This window comes from Streptomyces phaeoluteigriseus (genome assembly GCF_001896135.2).
GTDB classification, from domain to species: Bacteria; Actinomycetota; Actinomycetes; order Streptomycetales; family Streptomycetaceae; genus Streptomyces; species Streptomyces phaeoluteigriseus.
Genome location: NZ_MPOH02000015.1, coordinates 62,897 through 77,324, shown reverse-complemented (window position 1 = coordinate 77,324; position 14,428 = coordinate 62,897). Strand labels below are relative to the sequence as shown.

Here is a 14,428-nt window from a genome sequence, read left to right as displayed (position 1 = left end):
CGTGCCGGACCCCGCGGCTGCGGCGTGATCCGAACGACCGGCCCTACGGCGCCCCGCCGCTGCTGTGCGCGATGCACGCCACATCGATGCGGTCGGCCAGCTTCGCGAGTTCGATGGTCAGCGCGGCGACCGTGTCCTCGTCCAGTCCCTCCGCCCCGGCCTCGACGAGATGCAGCCACCGGCCGCCCAACGTGCGGAGCAGCTTGCTCACGTCGGCCGCGGCCACCTGGAGGGTCCCGCGGTCATCGACGATCAGAGGCAGAGTCACTTCGCGGTTCACAACCGGGATCGTAGCCGCGCGGCGCTCACGCACCGTGCCAAACCGTGGTGATGTTGCAGAACTCCCGGATTCCGTGCCCGGACAGCTCACGCCCGTACCCGGACCGCTTCACCCCGCCGAACGGGAACGCCGGATGGGACGCGGTCATCCCGTTGACGTACACCCCGCCGGCCTCCAGATCCCGTACGAAACGGTCCACCTCGGCCGCCTCACGGGTCCATACGTTGGAACTCAGGCCGAAGGGGGAGTCGTTGGCGATGAGCACCGCCTCGTCCAGGTCGGCCGCCCGGTACAGGGTCGCCACCGGCCCGAAGGCCTCCTCGCGGTGGATGCGCATCTCGCGGTCGATGCCGGCGATGACGGTCGGCGGGTAGTACCAGCCGGGCCCGTCGGGACGTTCGCCCCCGCACAGCACCGTGGCGCCGCTGCGCCGGGCGTCGTCGACCAGTTCCTCCAGGTCGGCGCGGCCCCGCTCGCTCGCGAGGGGGCCGACCTCCGTCTCCTCCTCCAGCGGGTCGCCCACCTTCAGCGCCTTCATCCCTTCGGTGAAGCGTTCGGCGAAGCGGTCGTACACGTCCGAGTGGACGATGAACCGCTTGGCGGCGATGCACGACTGTCCGTTGTTCTGCACGCGCGCGGTCACCGCGACCTCGGCGGCCCGGTCGACGTCCGCGGAGGGCATGACGACGAAGGGGTCGCTGCCGCCCAGCTCCAGCACCGTCTTCTTGACCATCTCGCCGGCGGTGGAGGCGACCGCGCGGCCCGCGGGCTCGCTGCCGGTCAGGGTGGCCGCCCTGATCCGCTCGTCGCGCAGGATCTCGTCGACCGCGCCCGAGCCGATCAGCAGGGTCTGGAAGCAGCCCTCGGTGAAGCCGGCCCGGTGGAAGAGGTCCTCCAGGTAGAGGGCGGTCTGCGGGACGTTCGAGGCGTGCTTGAGCAGACCGACGTTGCCCGCCATCAGCGCGGGCGCGGCGAAGCGGACGACCTGCCACAGCGGGAAGTTCCACGGCATCACCGCGAGCACCGGGCCCAGCGGCCGGTAGCGGACCAGGGCGTGGAAGGCGCCGGAGTCCTTGACGTCCGACTCGGCGGGCCGCTCGTCGGCGAGGAGTTCCGCCGCGTGCTCGGCGTACCAACGCATCGCCTTGGCGCACTTCGCTGCCTCGGCGCGCGCCTGCTTCACCGGCTTGCCCATCTCGGTGGTCATCACCCGGGCGATCTCCGCCCCGTCCTCGTCGAGGAGGTCGGCGGCCCGGTTCAGCAGCCGGGCGCGGTCGGCGAACGCCGTCGTGCGGTACGTGCGGAACGTGGCCTCGGCGAGCCGGAGCCGGCGTTCGAGCTCCTCCTCGTCCATGGCCTCGTACGTCTTGAGCGTCTCGCCGTTCGCCGGGTTCACCGTCGCGATGGGCATGACCGACCTCCTGGAGTGCTGGCTGTGCTTCGACCTTCGCGCGTCGCGGTGGGCCCCGCAACGCGTGCGCGTCCGCTCAGCCCGAGTGCTCCGCCAGCCGGTCCAGAAACGCGGCCTGTGCCGTCACGATCAGCTCGCGCGCCCGGTCCAGCCCGTACCAGGCCACCCGGTCCAGTTCGGGGAACTCCCGCGTCCGCCCGGACCGCGGCGGCCATTCCATGACGAAGGTGCCGGGATCGATCACCGCCGGATCGAGGTCCGCCTCGATCGCCCAGGCCGTCACGGTCTTGCCGTTGGTCTGCCGGACCTCCCCCAGCCAGAACGCCTCACCGTCCGGCGGCGCCACCCCCAGCTCCTCCCGGAACTCGCGGCGGGCGGCCTCCCAGGCCGGCTCGTCGGGCTCGTACTCACCCTTCGGGACGGTCCAGGCACCGGCGTCCTTCTTCGCGAAGTACGGACCGCCCATGTGCCCCAGCAGCACCTCCGTACCGTCGGCGGTGTGCCGGAACAACAGCAGACCCGCGCTGCGCCGCGCCGTCACGGCCGAACCTCCGGGTGCGCGGCGAGCAGTGTCTCCACCGTGTCCGCCTCCTCCGGGCGCTTGTCCTCGCGGTAGCGGACCACGCGGGCGAAGCGGAGGGTGACGCCGGCCGGGTAGCGGGTGGAGCGCTGGAGGCCGTCGTAGGCGATCTCCACGACGAGTGCGGGCCGTACGGTCACCACCCAGCCGTCGTCCCCGACGGCCAGGTCCTGGAGGCGGTCGGTCTGCCAGGTCAGCATGGCGTCGGTCATGCCCTTGAAGGTCTTGCCGAGCATGGCGAAGCCGCCGTCGGCGGTGCGGGCGCCGAGGTGGAGGTTGGACAGCTTGCCGGTGCGCCGGCCGTGGCCCCACTCGGCGGCCAGGACCACCAGGTCGAGCGTGTGGACGGGCTTGAACTTCAGCCAGGACGCGCCGCGCCTGCCCGCGCTGTAGGGGGCGTCGAGGGACTTCACGACCACGCCCTCATGCCCCCGGGCCAGCGTTTCCTCCAGGAAGTCCTCGGCCGCCTGGAGGTCCGCCTCGCCCGCCAGAACCGTCCGGCGCACCCGCGTCGGCTCGGGCACCAGCCGGGCCAGCTCCGTGTGCCGCTCGAAGAAGGGCAGGTCGAGCAGGTCCCGGCCGTCCACCGACAGCGCGTCGAAGAAGACGGGGGAGACGGGGACCGCCGCGGCGGCCGTGGCCACGTCCACCCGGGAGCCGACGCGGCCCGCCGTCTCCTGGAAGGAACGGGGCCGGCCGGAGTCGTCGAGGGCGATGACCTCGCCGTCCAGGATGAACCGCTCGCCGTTCAACTCCATCGCCGCCGAGGTGAGTTCGGGCAACCGGTCGGTGATGTCCTCGAGGGTGCGGGTGTAGACCCGTACGGTGTCGCCGTCCCGGTGGACCTGGACGCGGATGCCGTCCAGCTTCTCCTCCACCGCGCAGGCGCCCAGCTTGCCGACGGCCTCCGCCACGGAGGACGCGGTGTGCGCGAGCATCGGCAGGACCGGGCGGCCGACGGTGAGCCGGAACCGTTCCAGTGCCGGCGGCCCGTCCCTGAGCAGTGCCTGGGCCACCGTCTGGAGCGAGCCGGCCAGCATCACCGCCCGCCGCACGTCCGCCGGGGGAGCGGCGGTCGCCTCCGCGAGGCCCTCCACCGCCACCGCGTCCAGGGCGCCCTGCCGGACCTCGCCGGTGATCAGGGCGATCAGGAAGCGCTGCTCGTCCTCGGTCGCCGAGCCCATCAACTCACCCACCAGCCGGGCCCGTTCGGCCTGCGAGCCGGGGCCCGACAACCCGCCCAGCGCGGTGAGCCGGGCGTCCACCTCGCGCACGGTGAGCGTCGGCTCGGCGGCCGGGGCGACCGGGCGGCTCAGCACCTTCCAGCCGACGCCGAGCCGCCCCTGCGGGAGCCGTCCGGCCAGATACGGGATCACGATCGGCACGTCCTCCGCCTCCGCGTCCCGGAACAGGGCGGCGAGCAGGGCGATCTTGCGGGAGCGCGCCGAGGTGGCGGCGACCTCCCGGGACACATCGGCGAGCCGGGTCAACAGCATGCAGCCATGGTGCAACGCCGACGGGACGACTACACCTGGACCGACGACCGCACCTGGACGGCGGCGTCGAGATCACCCATCAGCAGTTCCGCGTTGATCGCGGCGCCCGCCCGGTAGCCGCGGCTCGCCGCGTTGACCACCTGCTCGGCGAAGCCGGAGGCGTTGCCCGCCGCCCACAGGCCCGGCACGGTGGTCAGGCCCCGGCCGTCCACCACGGGATAGACGCCGAAGGGTGTCTCGGTCATCTCGGCGCCCAGCCGCGCCAGGAGGTCGGTCCGCGGCACCGCCCTGGGTGCCACGAACAGCGCCTCGCGGGCGTGCACGGTCCCGTCTCCCAGGCGGACGCCGGTGAGCCGGTCCTCCTCGACGACCAGCCCGGCCACCTCGCCGGGGACCACCTGGACACCGGCCGCGGCGAGCCGGCGCAGATCCTCGTCGGACAGCTCCGCCTCGGTGACCGTGTGCAGGAACAGCGTCACGTCCTTCGACCACTGGGTCACGATCAGCGCCTGGTGCACGCTCGTCGGGCTGGTGGCGAGCACCCCGAAGGCCTGGTCGCGGACCTCCCAGCCGTGGCAGTACGGGCAGTGCAGGACGTCCCGCCCGAACCGCTCGGCGAGGCCCCCGACCGGGGGCAGCTCGTCCCTGAGGCCGGTGGCGACGACGAGCTGCCGGGCCCGCACGGTCCGCCCGCCCGCGAGCGTCACCGTGAAACCCTCGTCCCGCACGGCGTCGACCGCCCGGTCCCGGACCAACTCCACGCCGTACCGGGCGATCTCCTCCCGTCCGGTCGCCAGGAACTCGGCCGGGGACATGCCGTCCCGCGACAGGTAGCCCTGCATGTGGGCGGCGGGCGCGTTGCGCGGCTCGCCCGCGTCCACGACCAGGGTGCGGCGCCGGGCCCGGCCCAGCACCAGGCCCGCGGACAGGCCCGCGGCGCCGCCGCCGACGACGATCACTTCATAGCTGTCCGCACGCGCGGTGTTCTCGGTCATGTCTGACCACCTCCACGTCCGACCGTCGCGCGACCACTGCCGCATTGACAAACACGTTTGCCGAAACTGCAATGGGTCCATGAACGACGACGGCAGGGCCGAGGGCGCGGGCGACGGCATCGACGACGACATGGACACGGTGCTCGCCGAGGTCGGGCCCCGGCTGCGCCGGATCCGCAAGGAGCGCGGCGCCACGCTGGCGGGGCTCTCCGAGGCGACCGGCATCTCGGTGAGCACCCTGTCCCGGCTGGAGTCGGGACTGCGCAAGCCCAGCCTGGAGCTGCTGTTGCCGATCGCGCGGGCCCACGAGGTGGCGCTCGACGAACTGGTGGGCGCCCCCTCGGTGCGCGACCCGCGGGTCCGGGCGCAGCCGATCGTCCGTTACGGCCGCACCCACTGGCCGCTGACCCGCCAGCCCGGCGGCCTCCAGGCGTTCAAGGTGCTCGAACCGCAGCGCACGCTCGACCCGGACCCGCGCACGCACGAGGGATACGAGTGGCTGTACGTGCTGTCCGGGCGGCTGCGCCTGGTGCTGGGCGAGCACGACGTGGTGCTGTCGGCGGGGGAGGCCGCCGAGTTCGACACGCGGGTGCCGCACTGGTTCGGGTCGACGGGGGAGGGGCCGGTGGAGTTCCTCAGCCTGTTCGGGCCGCAGGGGGAGCGGATGCACGTGCGAGCGCGGCCCAAGGGAGCGTGACGCATCCGACGCGCACGGCGCGGGGCTCTTGCCCGCCGACTGTTCCCTGATTGGCAAGCGACCGCTTAGTATGCGATCGACCCCGGTCAGACGACGTAGTCCGTGGAGGCTCCGCATGCAGGCATGGCAGGTGCACGAGAACGGTGAGCCGAGCGAGGTGATGCGGCTCTCGGACGTCGAGCGGCCCACGCCGGGCGACGGCCAGATCCTGCTCAGGGTGCGCGCCGCGAACATCAACTTCCCGGACGCGCTGATGGTCCGCGGCCACTACCAGGTCAGGCCGCCGCTGCCGTTCACGCCGGGCGTGGAGATCTGCGGCGAGACCGAGGACGGCCGCCGCGTGATCGCCACCCCGGCGCTGCCCCACGGCGGATTCGCCGAGTACGCCGTCGCGGACGCCGCCGCTGTGCTGCCCGCTCCGGACTCGCTGGACGACGCCGAGCCGCCGCGCTGCACATCGGCTACCAGACGGGCTGGTTCGGCCTGCACCGCCGGGCCCGCCTGGAGGCCGGTGAGACGCTCCTCGTGCACGCCGCGGCGGGTGGGGTCGGCAGCGCCGCCGTACAGCTCGGCAAGGCCGCCGGCGCCACCGTGATCGGGGTCGTCGGCGGGTCCGACAAGGCGGCCGTCGCCCGCGAGCTGGGCTGCGACGTGGTGGTCGACCGGCGCGCCGAGGACGTGGTCGGCGCCGTCAAGGAGGCCACCGGCGGCCGGGGCGCCGACGTGATCTACGACCCGGTCGGCGGCGAGGCCTACACCCAGTCCACCAAGGTCGTCGCCTTCGAGGGCCGGATCGTGGTCGTCGGCTTCGCGAGCGGGACGATCCCCAGCCCCGCGCTCAACCACGCCCTGGTGAAGAACTACTCGATCCTCGGCCTGCACTGGGGCCTGTACAACACCAGGAACCCGAAGCTGGTCCAGCACTGCCACGAGCAGCTCACCGACCTGGCCGCCCGTGGCGCGATTCTGCCGCTGGTGAGCGAGCGCGTACCGCTGGACGGGGCCGCCGCCGCCGTCCAGCGGGTCGCCGACGGTGTCACCACCGGCCGGGTCGCCGTCGTACCGCAGAACGGAGCCGCCGTATGATCGACGCAGCCGAACTCCGGCGCCGCACAGCCGAGTTGCTGGCCGCGCACCCGCCGGCCGGCACCGACCGACTCGACTTCCTCAAGGCCCGCTTCGACGCCGGCCTGGCCTGGGTGCACTACCCCGAGGGGCTCGGCGGACTCGGTGCCCCGCGCTCCCTCCAGGCCGTCGTGGACGCCGAGCTGGAGGCCGCGGGCGCCCCCGACAACGATCCCCGGCGCATCGGCATCGGCCTGGGCATGGCCGCGCCGACGATCCTCCAGTACGGCACCGAGGAGCAGAAGCGGCGCTTCCTGCGGCCCCTGTGGACGGGCGAGGAGGTCTGGTGCCAGCTGTTCAGCGAGCCCGGCGCCGGCTCCGACCTGGCCGCCCTCGGCACCCGGGCCGTCCAGGAGGGCGAGGACTGGATCGTCGACGGGCAGAAGGTGTGGACGTCCAGCGCCCATGTCGCCCGCTGGGCCATCCTCATCGCCCGCACCGACCCGCACGTGCCCAAGCACCGCGGCATCACGTACTTCGTGTGCGACATGACCGACCCCGGCGTCGAGGTCCGACCGCTGCGGCAGATCACCGGCGAGGCCGAGTTCAACGAGGTCTTCCTCACCGGCGTCCGCATCCCCGACGCCCACCGCCTCGGCGAGGTCGGCGACGGCTGGCGGGTCGCGCAGACCACGCTCAACAACGAACGCGTCGCCATCGGCGGCATGCGGCTGCCCCGCGAGGGCGGCATGATCGGCCCCGCCGCCAGGACCTGGCGCGAGCGTCCCGACCTGCGCACCCACGACCTGCACCAGCGGCTGCTGAAGCTGTGGGTGGAGGCCGAGGTCTCCCGCCTCACCGCCGAGCGGTTGCGCCAGCAACTCGTCGCCGGCCAGCCCGGACCCGAGGGCGCCGGCATGAAGCTCGCCTTCGCCCGCCTCAACCAGGAGATCAGTGGCCTGGAGGTGGAACTCCTGGGCGAGGGGGGCCTGTTGTACGACGACTGGACCATGCGCCGGCCCGACCACGTCGACTTCACCGGCCGCGAGGCGGGTTACCGCTACCTGCGTTCCAAGGGCAACAGCATCGAGGGCGGGACCACCGAGGTCCTGCTGAACATCGTCGCCGAGCGCGTCCTGGGGCTGCCCACCGAGCCGCGCACCGACAAGGACGTCGCCTGGAAGGACCTGGCCCGATGACGGATCTGCTCTACACCGAGGAGGAAGAGGCGCTCCGCGCCGCGGTCCGCGATCTGCTCGGCGACCACTCCGACGCGGCCGGCGTGATCGCCCGCACCGAGTCGGACGCCCCGCACGACCTCCGGCTGTGGAGGGCCCTCACCGACAAGATGGGCCTCGCCGGGCTGCTGGTGTCCGAGGAACTGGGCGGCCAGGGCGCCACCCACCGGGAGGCCGCCGTCGTCCTCGAGGAACTGGGCCGCGCGGTCGCCCCCGTTCCGTACCTGACGAGCGCGGTCGTCGCCACCGAGGCGCTGCTCGCCTTCCCCCGCTCCGGGCTCGGCTCGAGTGGGGAGACCTCCCTCGCCGACGACCTGCTCGGCCGGCTGTCGCAGGGCACGACGGTCGCCGCCCTCGCCGTCGGGCTGCACACCGCGCCGGGCGCCGCCTTCCCGGCCGTACGGCTGGAGGACGGCACCCTGCACGGGGAGCTGACCGGCATCGCCGACGCGGCCTTCGCCGGCCTGCTGCTCGTGCCCGCGGACGACGGCGGGCTGTACGCGGTCGACGCCGCCGCCGCGACCGTCACCCCGCAGGTCTCCCTCGACCTGACCCGGCCGCTCGCCACCGTCACCTCGCCGGGGCGACCGGCCACCGGCTCGGAGACGCCGCACCGGCCGTGCGCCGGGCCCTGCGCGCAGGTGCCGGACTGCTCGCCTCCGAGCAACTCGGCGTCGCGGAATGGGCGTTGACCGAGACCGTGCGCTATCTGAAGGACCGAAAGCAGTTCAACCGGCCCGTCGGCGGCTTCCAGGCGCTCAAGCACCGGCTGGCCCAGCTGTGGCTGGAGGTCGTCAATCTGCGGGCCGCCGCCCGAGGCGCGGCGGACGCGCTCACCACCGGCGAGGACATCGACGTGGCGGTCGCCGTGGCCCAGGCGTACGCGGCGTCCGTCGCCGTCCACGCCGCCGAGGAGGCGGTCCAGTTGCACGGCGGCCTCGGGATGACCTGGGAGCACCCGGCCCATCTGTACCTGAAGCGCGCGAAGGCCGACTCGATCGCCTACGGCACGGCTGGCGCCCACCGCGACGCCCTGGCCGAACTCGTCGACCTGCGGGCTCCCTGACGGTCCCTCGGTGAAGCCCGCCCCACCTGGGGCGGGCTTTTCCGTGCGCTCGCGCGGAAGGAGTGAACACCCGACGGCAGTCCGGCCAACTACTGGCATGTACAGGTTCATCGCGGCCCGGCCGGACTCATACTCCCTGTGGTTCAGACCCGTCCCACAGGGAGGCAGAGCATGGCCCTCATCACCCGCCGCAGAGCCCTCACCACGGTCGGCGCCGCCCTCACGGCAGTGCTCGCGCCGCCCGCCGGCAGCGCCTTCGCCGGTGAACACAAGCACCGCCCGCGACCGTTGTGGCACGCCCACGCCCACAACGACTACGAGCACCCCCGCCCCCTGTTCGACGCCCTGGACCACCGCTTCGGCAGCGTCGAGGCCGACATCTTCCTCGTCGGCGGCCAACTGCTCGTCGCGCACGACCCGGTGGACCTCGACCCCGCCCGCACCCTCGAGTCCCTCTACCTCGCCCCGCTCGCCGCCCGGGTGAAGGCCAACGGCGGTACCGTCCACCCGCGTTCGCGCACCCCGCTGCAACTGCTGATCGACATCAAGTCCGAGGGCGCGTCGACGTATCTCGAACTCGACCGTCAACTGCGCCGCTACAAGCACCTCTTCACCACCTACGACCACGGCCGGGTGCGCCGCGGCCCGGTCACCGCCGTCGTCTCCGGCGACCGCGCGGCCCGGGTGCCGATGACGGCACAGACCGTCCGCCGCGCCTTCTACGACGGCCGCCTCGCCGACCTCGGCCGCACCGACGGCTCCTTCGCCTCCCTGATCAGCGACAACTGGACGCTCAACTTCACCTGGCTCGGCGTCGGAGCCTTCCCCGAGGCGGAGCGGCAGAAGCTGCGCGCCATCGTCCGGGAGGCGCACGACCGCGGCCAGAAGGTGCGCTTCTGGGCCACGCCGGACCTGGCGGGCCCCGCCCGGGACGCGTTGTGGGGCGAACTGCTCGACGCCGGTGTCGACTACCTCAACACCGACGACCTGGCCGGCCTGGAGGCCTTCCTCGACGCCCGCGGGACGGCGTAACCCGGGACCGATCGCCGGGCCGGTCGCCCCCGTGACCGGGGCCGTCAGCCCGGCCGGTCGCGCCCGTGACCGGGACCGTCAGCCCGGCCGGTTGCCCCGCGGGTTCCGCGACCGATTCGGGAACCACTCGTTCGGAGGACAGGTCAGCCGCACGGACGAACCCTCCGCTACGCCACACTTGCGGCCGAATGCCGCGAAAGCGGACGTGGCGGAGGAGGTTGACGTGGCCGTTTCCATTTCCGTGGTGCTGTTGCTGCTGATCCTGGCGGTGATCTTCCTGCGCAGCGGCGGGCTGAAGGTCTCGCACGCGCTGGTCTGCCTGCTGCTCGGCTTCTTCCTGGCCGGCACGAGCATGGCCCCCACCATCCACAGCGGCCTCACGGCGACCGCCGACCTCGTCAGCAGTCTGCGGCCGTGAGGCCCCCGCGGAGTCACCGGCCGAACGGCCCCCCGCGGGCACGGGTCACCGGGTGAACACCCCGATGCCGTTCGGCACGGCACGTTCCGTGCCGTCGGACGGGTGGTTGCGCACCGACACCTTGGCCGCGCCCGGCGCGCGGGCCACCAGGGTCGAGGAACCGCCGCCGTCCAGACTGAAGCCCTCGGTCGCACCGAGGCTCCTGAGGGCGGCCGCGACCTCGGCGATGGTCAGCCCGCTGCGGTACGCGGGCGCGCCGTCGACCGCGAACAGCAGCACGCGCCGTCCGCCGTTCGCGATGCCCACCGCGGTGCGTACCGCCGAGGTCCGCGTGTCGAGGCCCGGCAGCGGCTTCCCGCCGGTGAGCACCGGGTAGCCGCCCAGGGCGAAGCGGTAGGCGCGCTGCGAGGCGGCCGCCAGGCCGTACCGCACCGCCACCCGATCCCCCTTGACCAGGGTCTTCAGGTACTGCGCGCCCGCCTCCCGGCCGACGAGCACCGTCGTGCCCGCCGCGATGGTGCCGCTGCCCGGCGTGGCCGACGCCGACACCACCCGGCCCTGTTCCACCGTCACCTCGTACGTTCTCGTGCTGCACGGCGCGGCCCGTTCGCTGTCGGTGCCGCAGGCGGCCCGCGCCCGCGAGACGCCGCCCCAGTCGGACGTGTACGCGCGACGGAGTTCTCCGCCAGCGCGTACTGGTTGAGCCCGCGCAGCGCAACCGCCGGCCGAGGCTGGTGACCGTGCCGGTCAGGGCCAGGCTGTCCAGCCGGGCCCGCCCGTCAGCACTCACCCCGAGCACGTCGTCGGTGTCCGTGCCCGGCGGCAGTTCGGGGCCGAACCGCTGACCCGTCGGGACGGCGGCCTTGAGCACCCTGCCGTTCGCGATCGCCGGACCCACGCTCGCGCCGGTCGCGGCGACGCCCGGATGCTGCGTCTCGGTGATGTTGAAGAAGTCGCCGTTGACGCCGGCGACGGCCTTCTGGGCGGTGGCCTGCCGGGTGATGGTGGCGCGGGACGCGACCTTCCCCGGATGCAGCAGGCCCAGACGTACGCGGGTGTTGGTCAGGTCGACGGCGATCACGTGCGCGTGCGTCACGCCGGCCCCCGCCGTCAGGTCGTACTGCCGGTACACCACGCCGGCCGCGAGGGTGGTCCCCGTCGCCGCGCCGGCCGGTGCCGCCACCGTCAGGGCCGCACCGGCCAGCGTGCCGAGTGCCGTGAGAAGCGTCAGCGACGCTCTGCGCGTGCGGGACCGTCCTTGACTCGGTGTCACATACCCCCCTGGTCTCGTGTAGGCGGCAACTTTCTCACGCAGTCGGGGGAGGACTGCGGCGAGGCGGGCGTCAACACCACGAGAACGGGTGAGAAAAGGCACGAATCCGGGTGTTGTCCCGTCAGTCCGGGTCCTACGGTGCCCGGTTACGTGCTAGCCGGTCCGCTCCACGGACACCGGCGCGGCGAAGCAGCGCAGGGAAACCACCTGGTCGGGGCCCCATCGCTGGTCCACGAGGCCCAGGTCCTGCCAGCCGAGCCGGGCGTAGAAGACCGCGGCCGGGTCGGCGGCCACCACGTCGAGCACCGGGTGCAGCCCGCGCGACCGGGCCTCCCCGACGGCCCGCTCCATGAGGGCCGCCCCGCCGCCGAGTCCGCGCGCCTCGGGCGCCACGAACAGCCGGTTGACACAGACCGCCGGCACGGTGCCGCCGCGGGCGGCCCACAACCGCGGCGCGGCGTCGCCGTCCTCGCCCCGGCACAGCGCCGCGTGCCCGACGATCCGTCCGTCCCGCTCTGCCACCCAGGCCGCCAGGAGAAGCGGCGGGCTGAGCCAGGCGGCGGGCTGGGCGGGCCAGTCGACGGGGTAGCCGCTGTGCGCGTGCACCAGCGCGAGGGCGCTCACACAGGCGTCCAGGTCGGCCGGCGTACGGGGCCGGATGGTGAGGGCGGGGGATGCGGAGGGGGCGGAGGTCACCGCCGTATGCAAGCACGGAGCCGCGCTCCGGAGCCACGCGTCCGCGGGCGACGGCGTGGAGCGAGCGGCTGTCGACGGCTCATCCGCGAGCGCGGAGGTACGCCTCCAGTTCGGCCGCCCCGGTCAGCATCGCCCGGCCGCGGGCGGACAGCCGGGCACGCCAGTCGGTCAACGCGGCCTCCAGCGGCTGGAGGCCGCCGGCCGACCGCACCTGGGCGATCAGCGGGGCGATCTGCTCCAACGGATAGCCGCCGCGCCGGAGTTGGCGGGCCAGTCGGGCGTCCCGTACGTCGGCCTCGTCGAAGACGCGGTACCCGGTCCGGGGGTCGCGGCGGGGGAGCACCAGCCCGGCGCGCTCCCACTTGCGGAGCGTGGCGGAGCGGACGCCGAGCTGGTGCGCCAGCGGCCCGATGAAGGTGCCGGACGGTGTGTTCCGGACGAAGGCGTCGGACGGTGTCTTCCGGGCGAAGGCGTCGGACGGTGCCTTCCGGGCGGAGGTGCCCGGCGGCGAGGACCGCGTGGTGTCGGGTTCCAGGTCACGCAGGGCGTTCTCCACGGCCCGGAGGGTCCGCCGGTCCTCCAGGAGCTGGGCGTGGCTCTCGTCGACGAGGTGGAACGCCTCGTCGTTCGCGCCCTCGTTCACCGCCCGCATGATCGATGCCGCCGTCCGGTGGCCGTGGCCGGGCACCAGGGCGAGGAAGGCGCCCAGGGCCCGCGCGTGGAGCGGCGTGTAGGCGCGGTAGCCGTGGGCGGTGCGCTCGGCGGCCGGGAGGATGCCGGCCTCCTCGTAGTTCCTGACCGCCTGGGTGGACAGACCGTGCGCGCGAGCCAGGTCGACCGGCCTGAGCCGCTCACTGCTTTGAAGGTTCCGCCCCATGACTCCGCCGAAGTCGCGCGAAAGTTTCCACCGAAGGTTCAAAGATAGCGTTGAAGCCATGGTTACCGACATCAAGGACACCGTGCGGGCCGTCGAGGCCGCCGCCGTCAGGGAGCTGCTCCCGGCCCTGCCCCGGCTGCTCGCCCTGGGCGAGCCCACCCACGGCGAGGACACGCTCCTCGAACTGCGCAACGACCTCTTCCGGCAGCTCGTCGAGCAGGAGGGCTACCGGACGATCGCCATCGAGAGCGACTGCGTGACGGGCCTGCTCGTGGACGAGTACGTCACCTCCGGCACGGGCACCCTCGACGAGGTCATGGAACGCGGGTTCAGCCACGGCTGGGGCACCTCCGCGGCCAACCGCGCACTCGTGCGCTGGATGCGCGCCCACAACGAAGGCAGGCCCGCGTCCGGACAGGTCCGCTTCGCCGGCTTCGACGGCCCCTTGGAGACGGCCGCCGCCGCGAGCCCCCGGCAGTCCCTCACCGCCCTGCACGGCTACCTCGCGGCCCGCGTGGACCCGGACCTCCTGCCCTGCACCGCGGAGACACTCGACCACCTCCTCGGCTCCGACGACCGGTGGACCGAGCCCGGCGCGATGTGGGACCCGGCCCGGTCCGTCGGGAGGTCGGCGCAGGCCAGGGAACTGCGGCTGCTGGCCGACGACATGGTGGCGCTGTCGGACGCGCAGACACCGCACCTGATCGCGGCGGACTCGCGGGACGAACGGGACCGGGCGCGTCTGTACGGGCGTACGGCCACCGGCCTGCTGCGCTACCACTACTGGATGGCCGACCCCTCACCGAGCCGGCTGAGCCGGCTGGTCGGCCTGCGGGACCTGATGATGGCCGAGAACCTCCTCGCCCTCGCCGAACGGGGCCGGGTACTGGTGCACGCCCACAACTCCCATCTCCAGCGGGAGAAGAGCACGGTGCGGATGGGCGGGATGCCGCTGGAGTGGTGGAGTGCGGGCGCGATCGTGAACGCCCGCCTGGGCGACGAGTACGCCTTCCTGGCCACGGCCCTCGGTACGATCCGGCACCAGGGAGTGGACACCCCGGGGCCGGACACGGTCGAAGGGCTCCTGTACGCGCTGCCGGAGGACCGCTGCCTCGTCGACGCCGCCCGGCTGGCCGCCGCCCTCGGCGACACCCGTCCCGCGCCCCGCGTCTCCCCCTGGTTCGGCTACGCCCCGCTGGATCCGGCCCACCTGGCGGACAGTGACGGCCTCGTGTTCGTCAAGGACGCCCTGACGGTGGGGGACCGGACCGACGAGGCTCGCCGCGGTGTGGTGCGCTGACCTT

The 14,428-nt window shown here is 73.4% G+C and carries 12 protein-coding genes and 3 pseudogenes; 7 read left to right on the top strand and 8 right to left on the bottom strand.

The features are described from left to right. Positions 1-43 precede the first annotated feature (43 nt). The 5 genes from BM536_RS18145 to BM536_RS18125 form a co-directional block, all read right to left on the bottom strand. On the bottom strand, positions 44-280 hold the full coding sequence (locus BM536_RS18145) for a DUF6213 family protein (RefSeq protein ID WP_057580803.1): 237 nt from the start codon (positions 278-280) through the stop codon (positions 44-46). A gap of 25 nt (positions 281-305) precedes the next feature. Further along, positions 306-1,691, bottom strand: coding sequence for an NADP-dependent succinic semialdehyde dehydrogenase (locus tag BM536_RS18140; RefSeq protein WP_094103204.1), 1,386 nt, complete (start codon positions 1,689-1,691; stop codon positions 306-308). Positions 1,692-1,767: 76 nt separating this feature from the next. Continuing rightward, on the bottom strand, positions 1,768-2,232 hold the full coding sequence (locus BM536_RS18135; protein ID WP_073491093.1) for an NUDIX hydrolase: 465 nt from the start codon (positions 2,230-2,232) through the stop codon (positions 1,768-1,770). Next, on the bottom strand, positions 2,229-3,767 hold the full coding sequence (locus BM536_RS18130) for an ATP-dependent DNA ligase (RefSeq protein ID WP_073491095.1): 1,539 nt from the start codon (positions 3,765-3,767) through the stop codon (positions 2,229-2,231). Before BM536_RS18130 ends, BM536_RS18135 begins: the two co-directional genes overlap by 4 nt. A gap of 29 nt (positions 3,768-3,796) precedes the next feature. Further along, positions 3,797-4,762 (bottom strand): NAD(P)/FAD-dependent oxidoreductase, encoded by a 966-nt coding sequence (locus BM536_RS18125; RefSeq protein ID WP_073491097.1) that lies wholly within the window; start codon positions 4,760-4,762, stop codon positions 3,797-3,799. Positions 4,763-4,841: 79 nt separating this feature from the next. On the opposite strand from BM536_RS18125, the gene BM536_RS18120 reads away from it, so the two are divergent. The 6 genes and pseudogenes from BM536_RS18120 (at position 4,842) to BM536_RS18095 (ending at position 10,278) form a co-directional block, all read left to right on the top strand. Further along, a complete protein-coding gene (locus BM536_RS18120) occupies positions 4,842-5,459 on the top strand; it encodes a helix-turn-helix domain-containing protein (protein ID WP_245873637.1) in 618 nt (205 codons plus the stop codon). Between the two features lie 115 nt (positions 5,460-5,574). Continuing rightward, positions 5,575-6,545, top strand: a pseudogene (locus BM536_RS18115) (NADPH:quinone oxidoreductase family protein). Beyond that, positions 6,542-7,723, top strand: a complete 1,182-nt coding sequence (locus BM536_RS18110) for an acyl-CoA dehydrogenase family protein (protein WP_073491099.1) — start codon at positions 6,542-6,544, stop codon at positions 7,721-7,723. Before BM536_RS18115 ends, BM536_RS18110 begins: the two are co-directional and overlap by 4 nt. Continuing rightward, positions 7,720-8,828: pseudogene (locus BM536_RS18105) on the top strand (acyl-CoA dehydrogenase family protein). The gene BM536_RS18110 and the pseudogene BM536_RS18105 overlap by 4 nt, the downstream one beginning before the upstream one ends. 171 nt (positions 8,829-8,999) lie before the next feature. Then, a complete protein-coding gene (locus BM536_RS18100; RefSeq protein WP_073491101.1) occupies positions 9,000-9,860 on the top strand; it encodes a phosphatidylinositol-specific phospholipase C/glycerophosphodiester phosphodiesterase family protein in 861 nt (286 codons plus the stop codon). A 223-nt stretch (positions 9,861-10,083) separates the two neighbouring features. Further along, positions 10,084-10,278 carry a hypothetical protein gene (locus BM536_RS18095; protein ID WP_073491103.1) on the top strand — a complete coding sequence of 65 codons (195 nt, stop codon included), beginning with the start codon at positions 10,084-10,086 and terminating at the stop codon, positions 10,276-10,278. A gap of 45 nt (positions 10,279-10,323) precedes the next feature. On the opposite strand, the pseudogene BM536_RS18090 reads toward BM536_RS18095, so the two are convergent. The 3 genes and pseudogenes from BM536_RS18090 to BM536_RS18080 form a co-directional block, all read right to left on the bottom strand. Next, positions 10,324-11,509 (bottom strand): annotated as a pseudogene (locus BM536_RS18090) (phosphodiester glycosidase family protein). A 195-nt stretch (positions 11,510-11,704) separates the two neighbouring features. After that, positions 11,705-12,247 carry a GNAT family N-acetyltransferase gene (locus BM536_RS18085; RefSeq protein ID WP_211362909.1) on the bottom strand — a complete coding sequence of 181 codons (543 nt, stop codon included), beginning with the start codon at positions 12,245-12,247 and terminating at the stop codon, positions 11,705-11,707. Between the two features lie 79 nt (positions 12,248-12,326). Beyond that, entirely contained in the window at positions 12,327-13,124 is a 798-nt protein-coding gene (locus BM536_RS18080) for a TioE family transcriptional regulator (RefSeq protein WP_073491105.1), read from the bottom strand. Positions 13,125-13,182: 58 nt separating this feature from the next. Here BM536_RS18080 and BM536_RS18075 point away from each other — a divergent pair, with 58 nt between their 5' ends. After that, complete coding sequence (locus tag BM536_RS18075; protein ID WP_073491107.1) at positions 13,183-14,424, top strand: erythromycin esterase family protein; 1,242 nt, start codon at positions 13,183-13,185, stop codon at positions 14,422-14,424. Positions 14,425-14,428: the final 4 nt, after the last annotated feature.

Coding starts and splice junctions, on each gene's coding strand:
- BM536_RS18140 (WP_094103204.1), bottom strand. CDS start 1,691: ATGCCCATCGCGACGGTGAACCCGGCGAACGGCGAGACGCTCAAGACG.
- BM536_RS18130 (WP_073491095.1), bottom strand. CDS start 3,767: ATGCTGTTGACCCGGCTCGCCGATGTGTCCCGGGAGGTCGCCGCCACC.
- BM536_RS18125 (WP_073491097.1), bottom strand. CDS start 4,762: ATGACCGAGAACACCGCGCGTGCGGACAGCTATGAAGTGATCGTCGTC.
- BM536_RS18120 (WP_245873637.1), top strand. CDS start 4,842: ATGAACGACGACGGCAGGGCCGAGGGCGCGGGCGACGGCATCGACGAC.
- BM536_RS18110 (WP_073491099.1), top strand. CDS start 6,542: ATGATCGACGCAGCCGAACTCCGGCGCCGCACAGCCGAGTTGCTGGCC.
- BM536_RS18100 (WP_073491101.1), top strand. CDS start 9,000: ATGGCCCTCATCACCCGCCGCAGAGCCCTCACCACGGTCGGCGCCGCC.
- BM536_RS18080 (WP_073491105.1), bottom strand. CDS start 13,124: ATGGGGCGGAACCTTCAAAGCAGTGAGCGGCTCAGGCCGGTCGACCTG.
- BM536_RS18075 (WP_073491107.1), top strand. CDS start 13,183: ATGGTTACCGACATCAAGGACACCGTGCGGGCCGTCGAGGCCGCCGCC.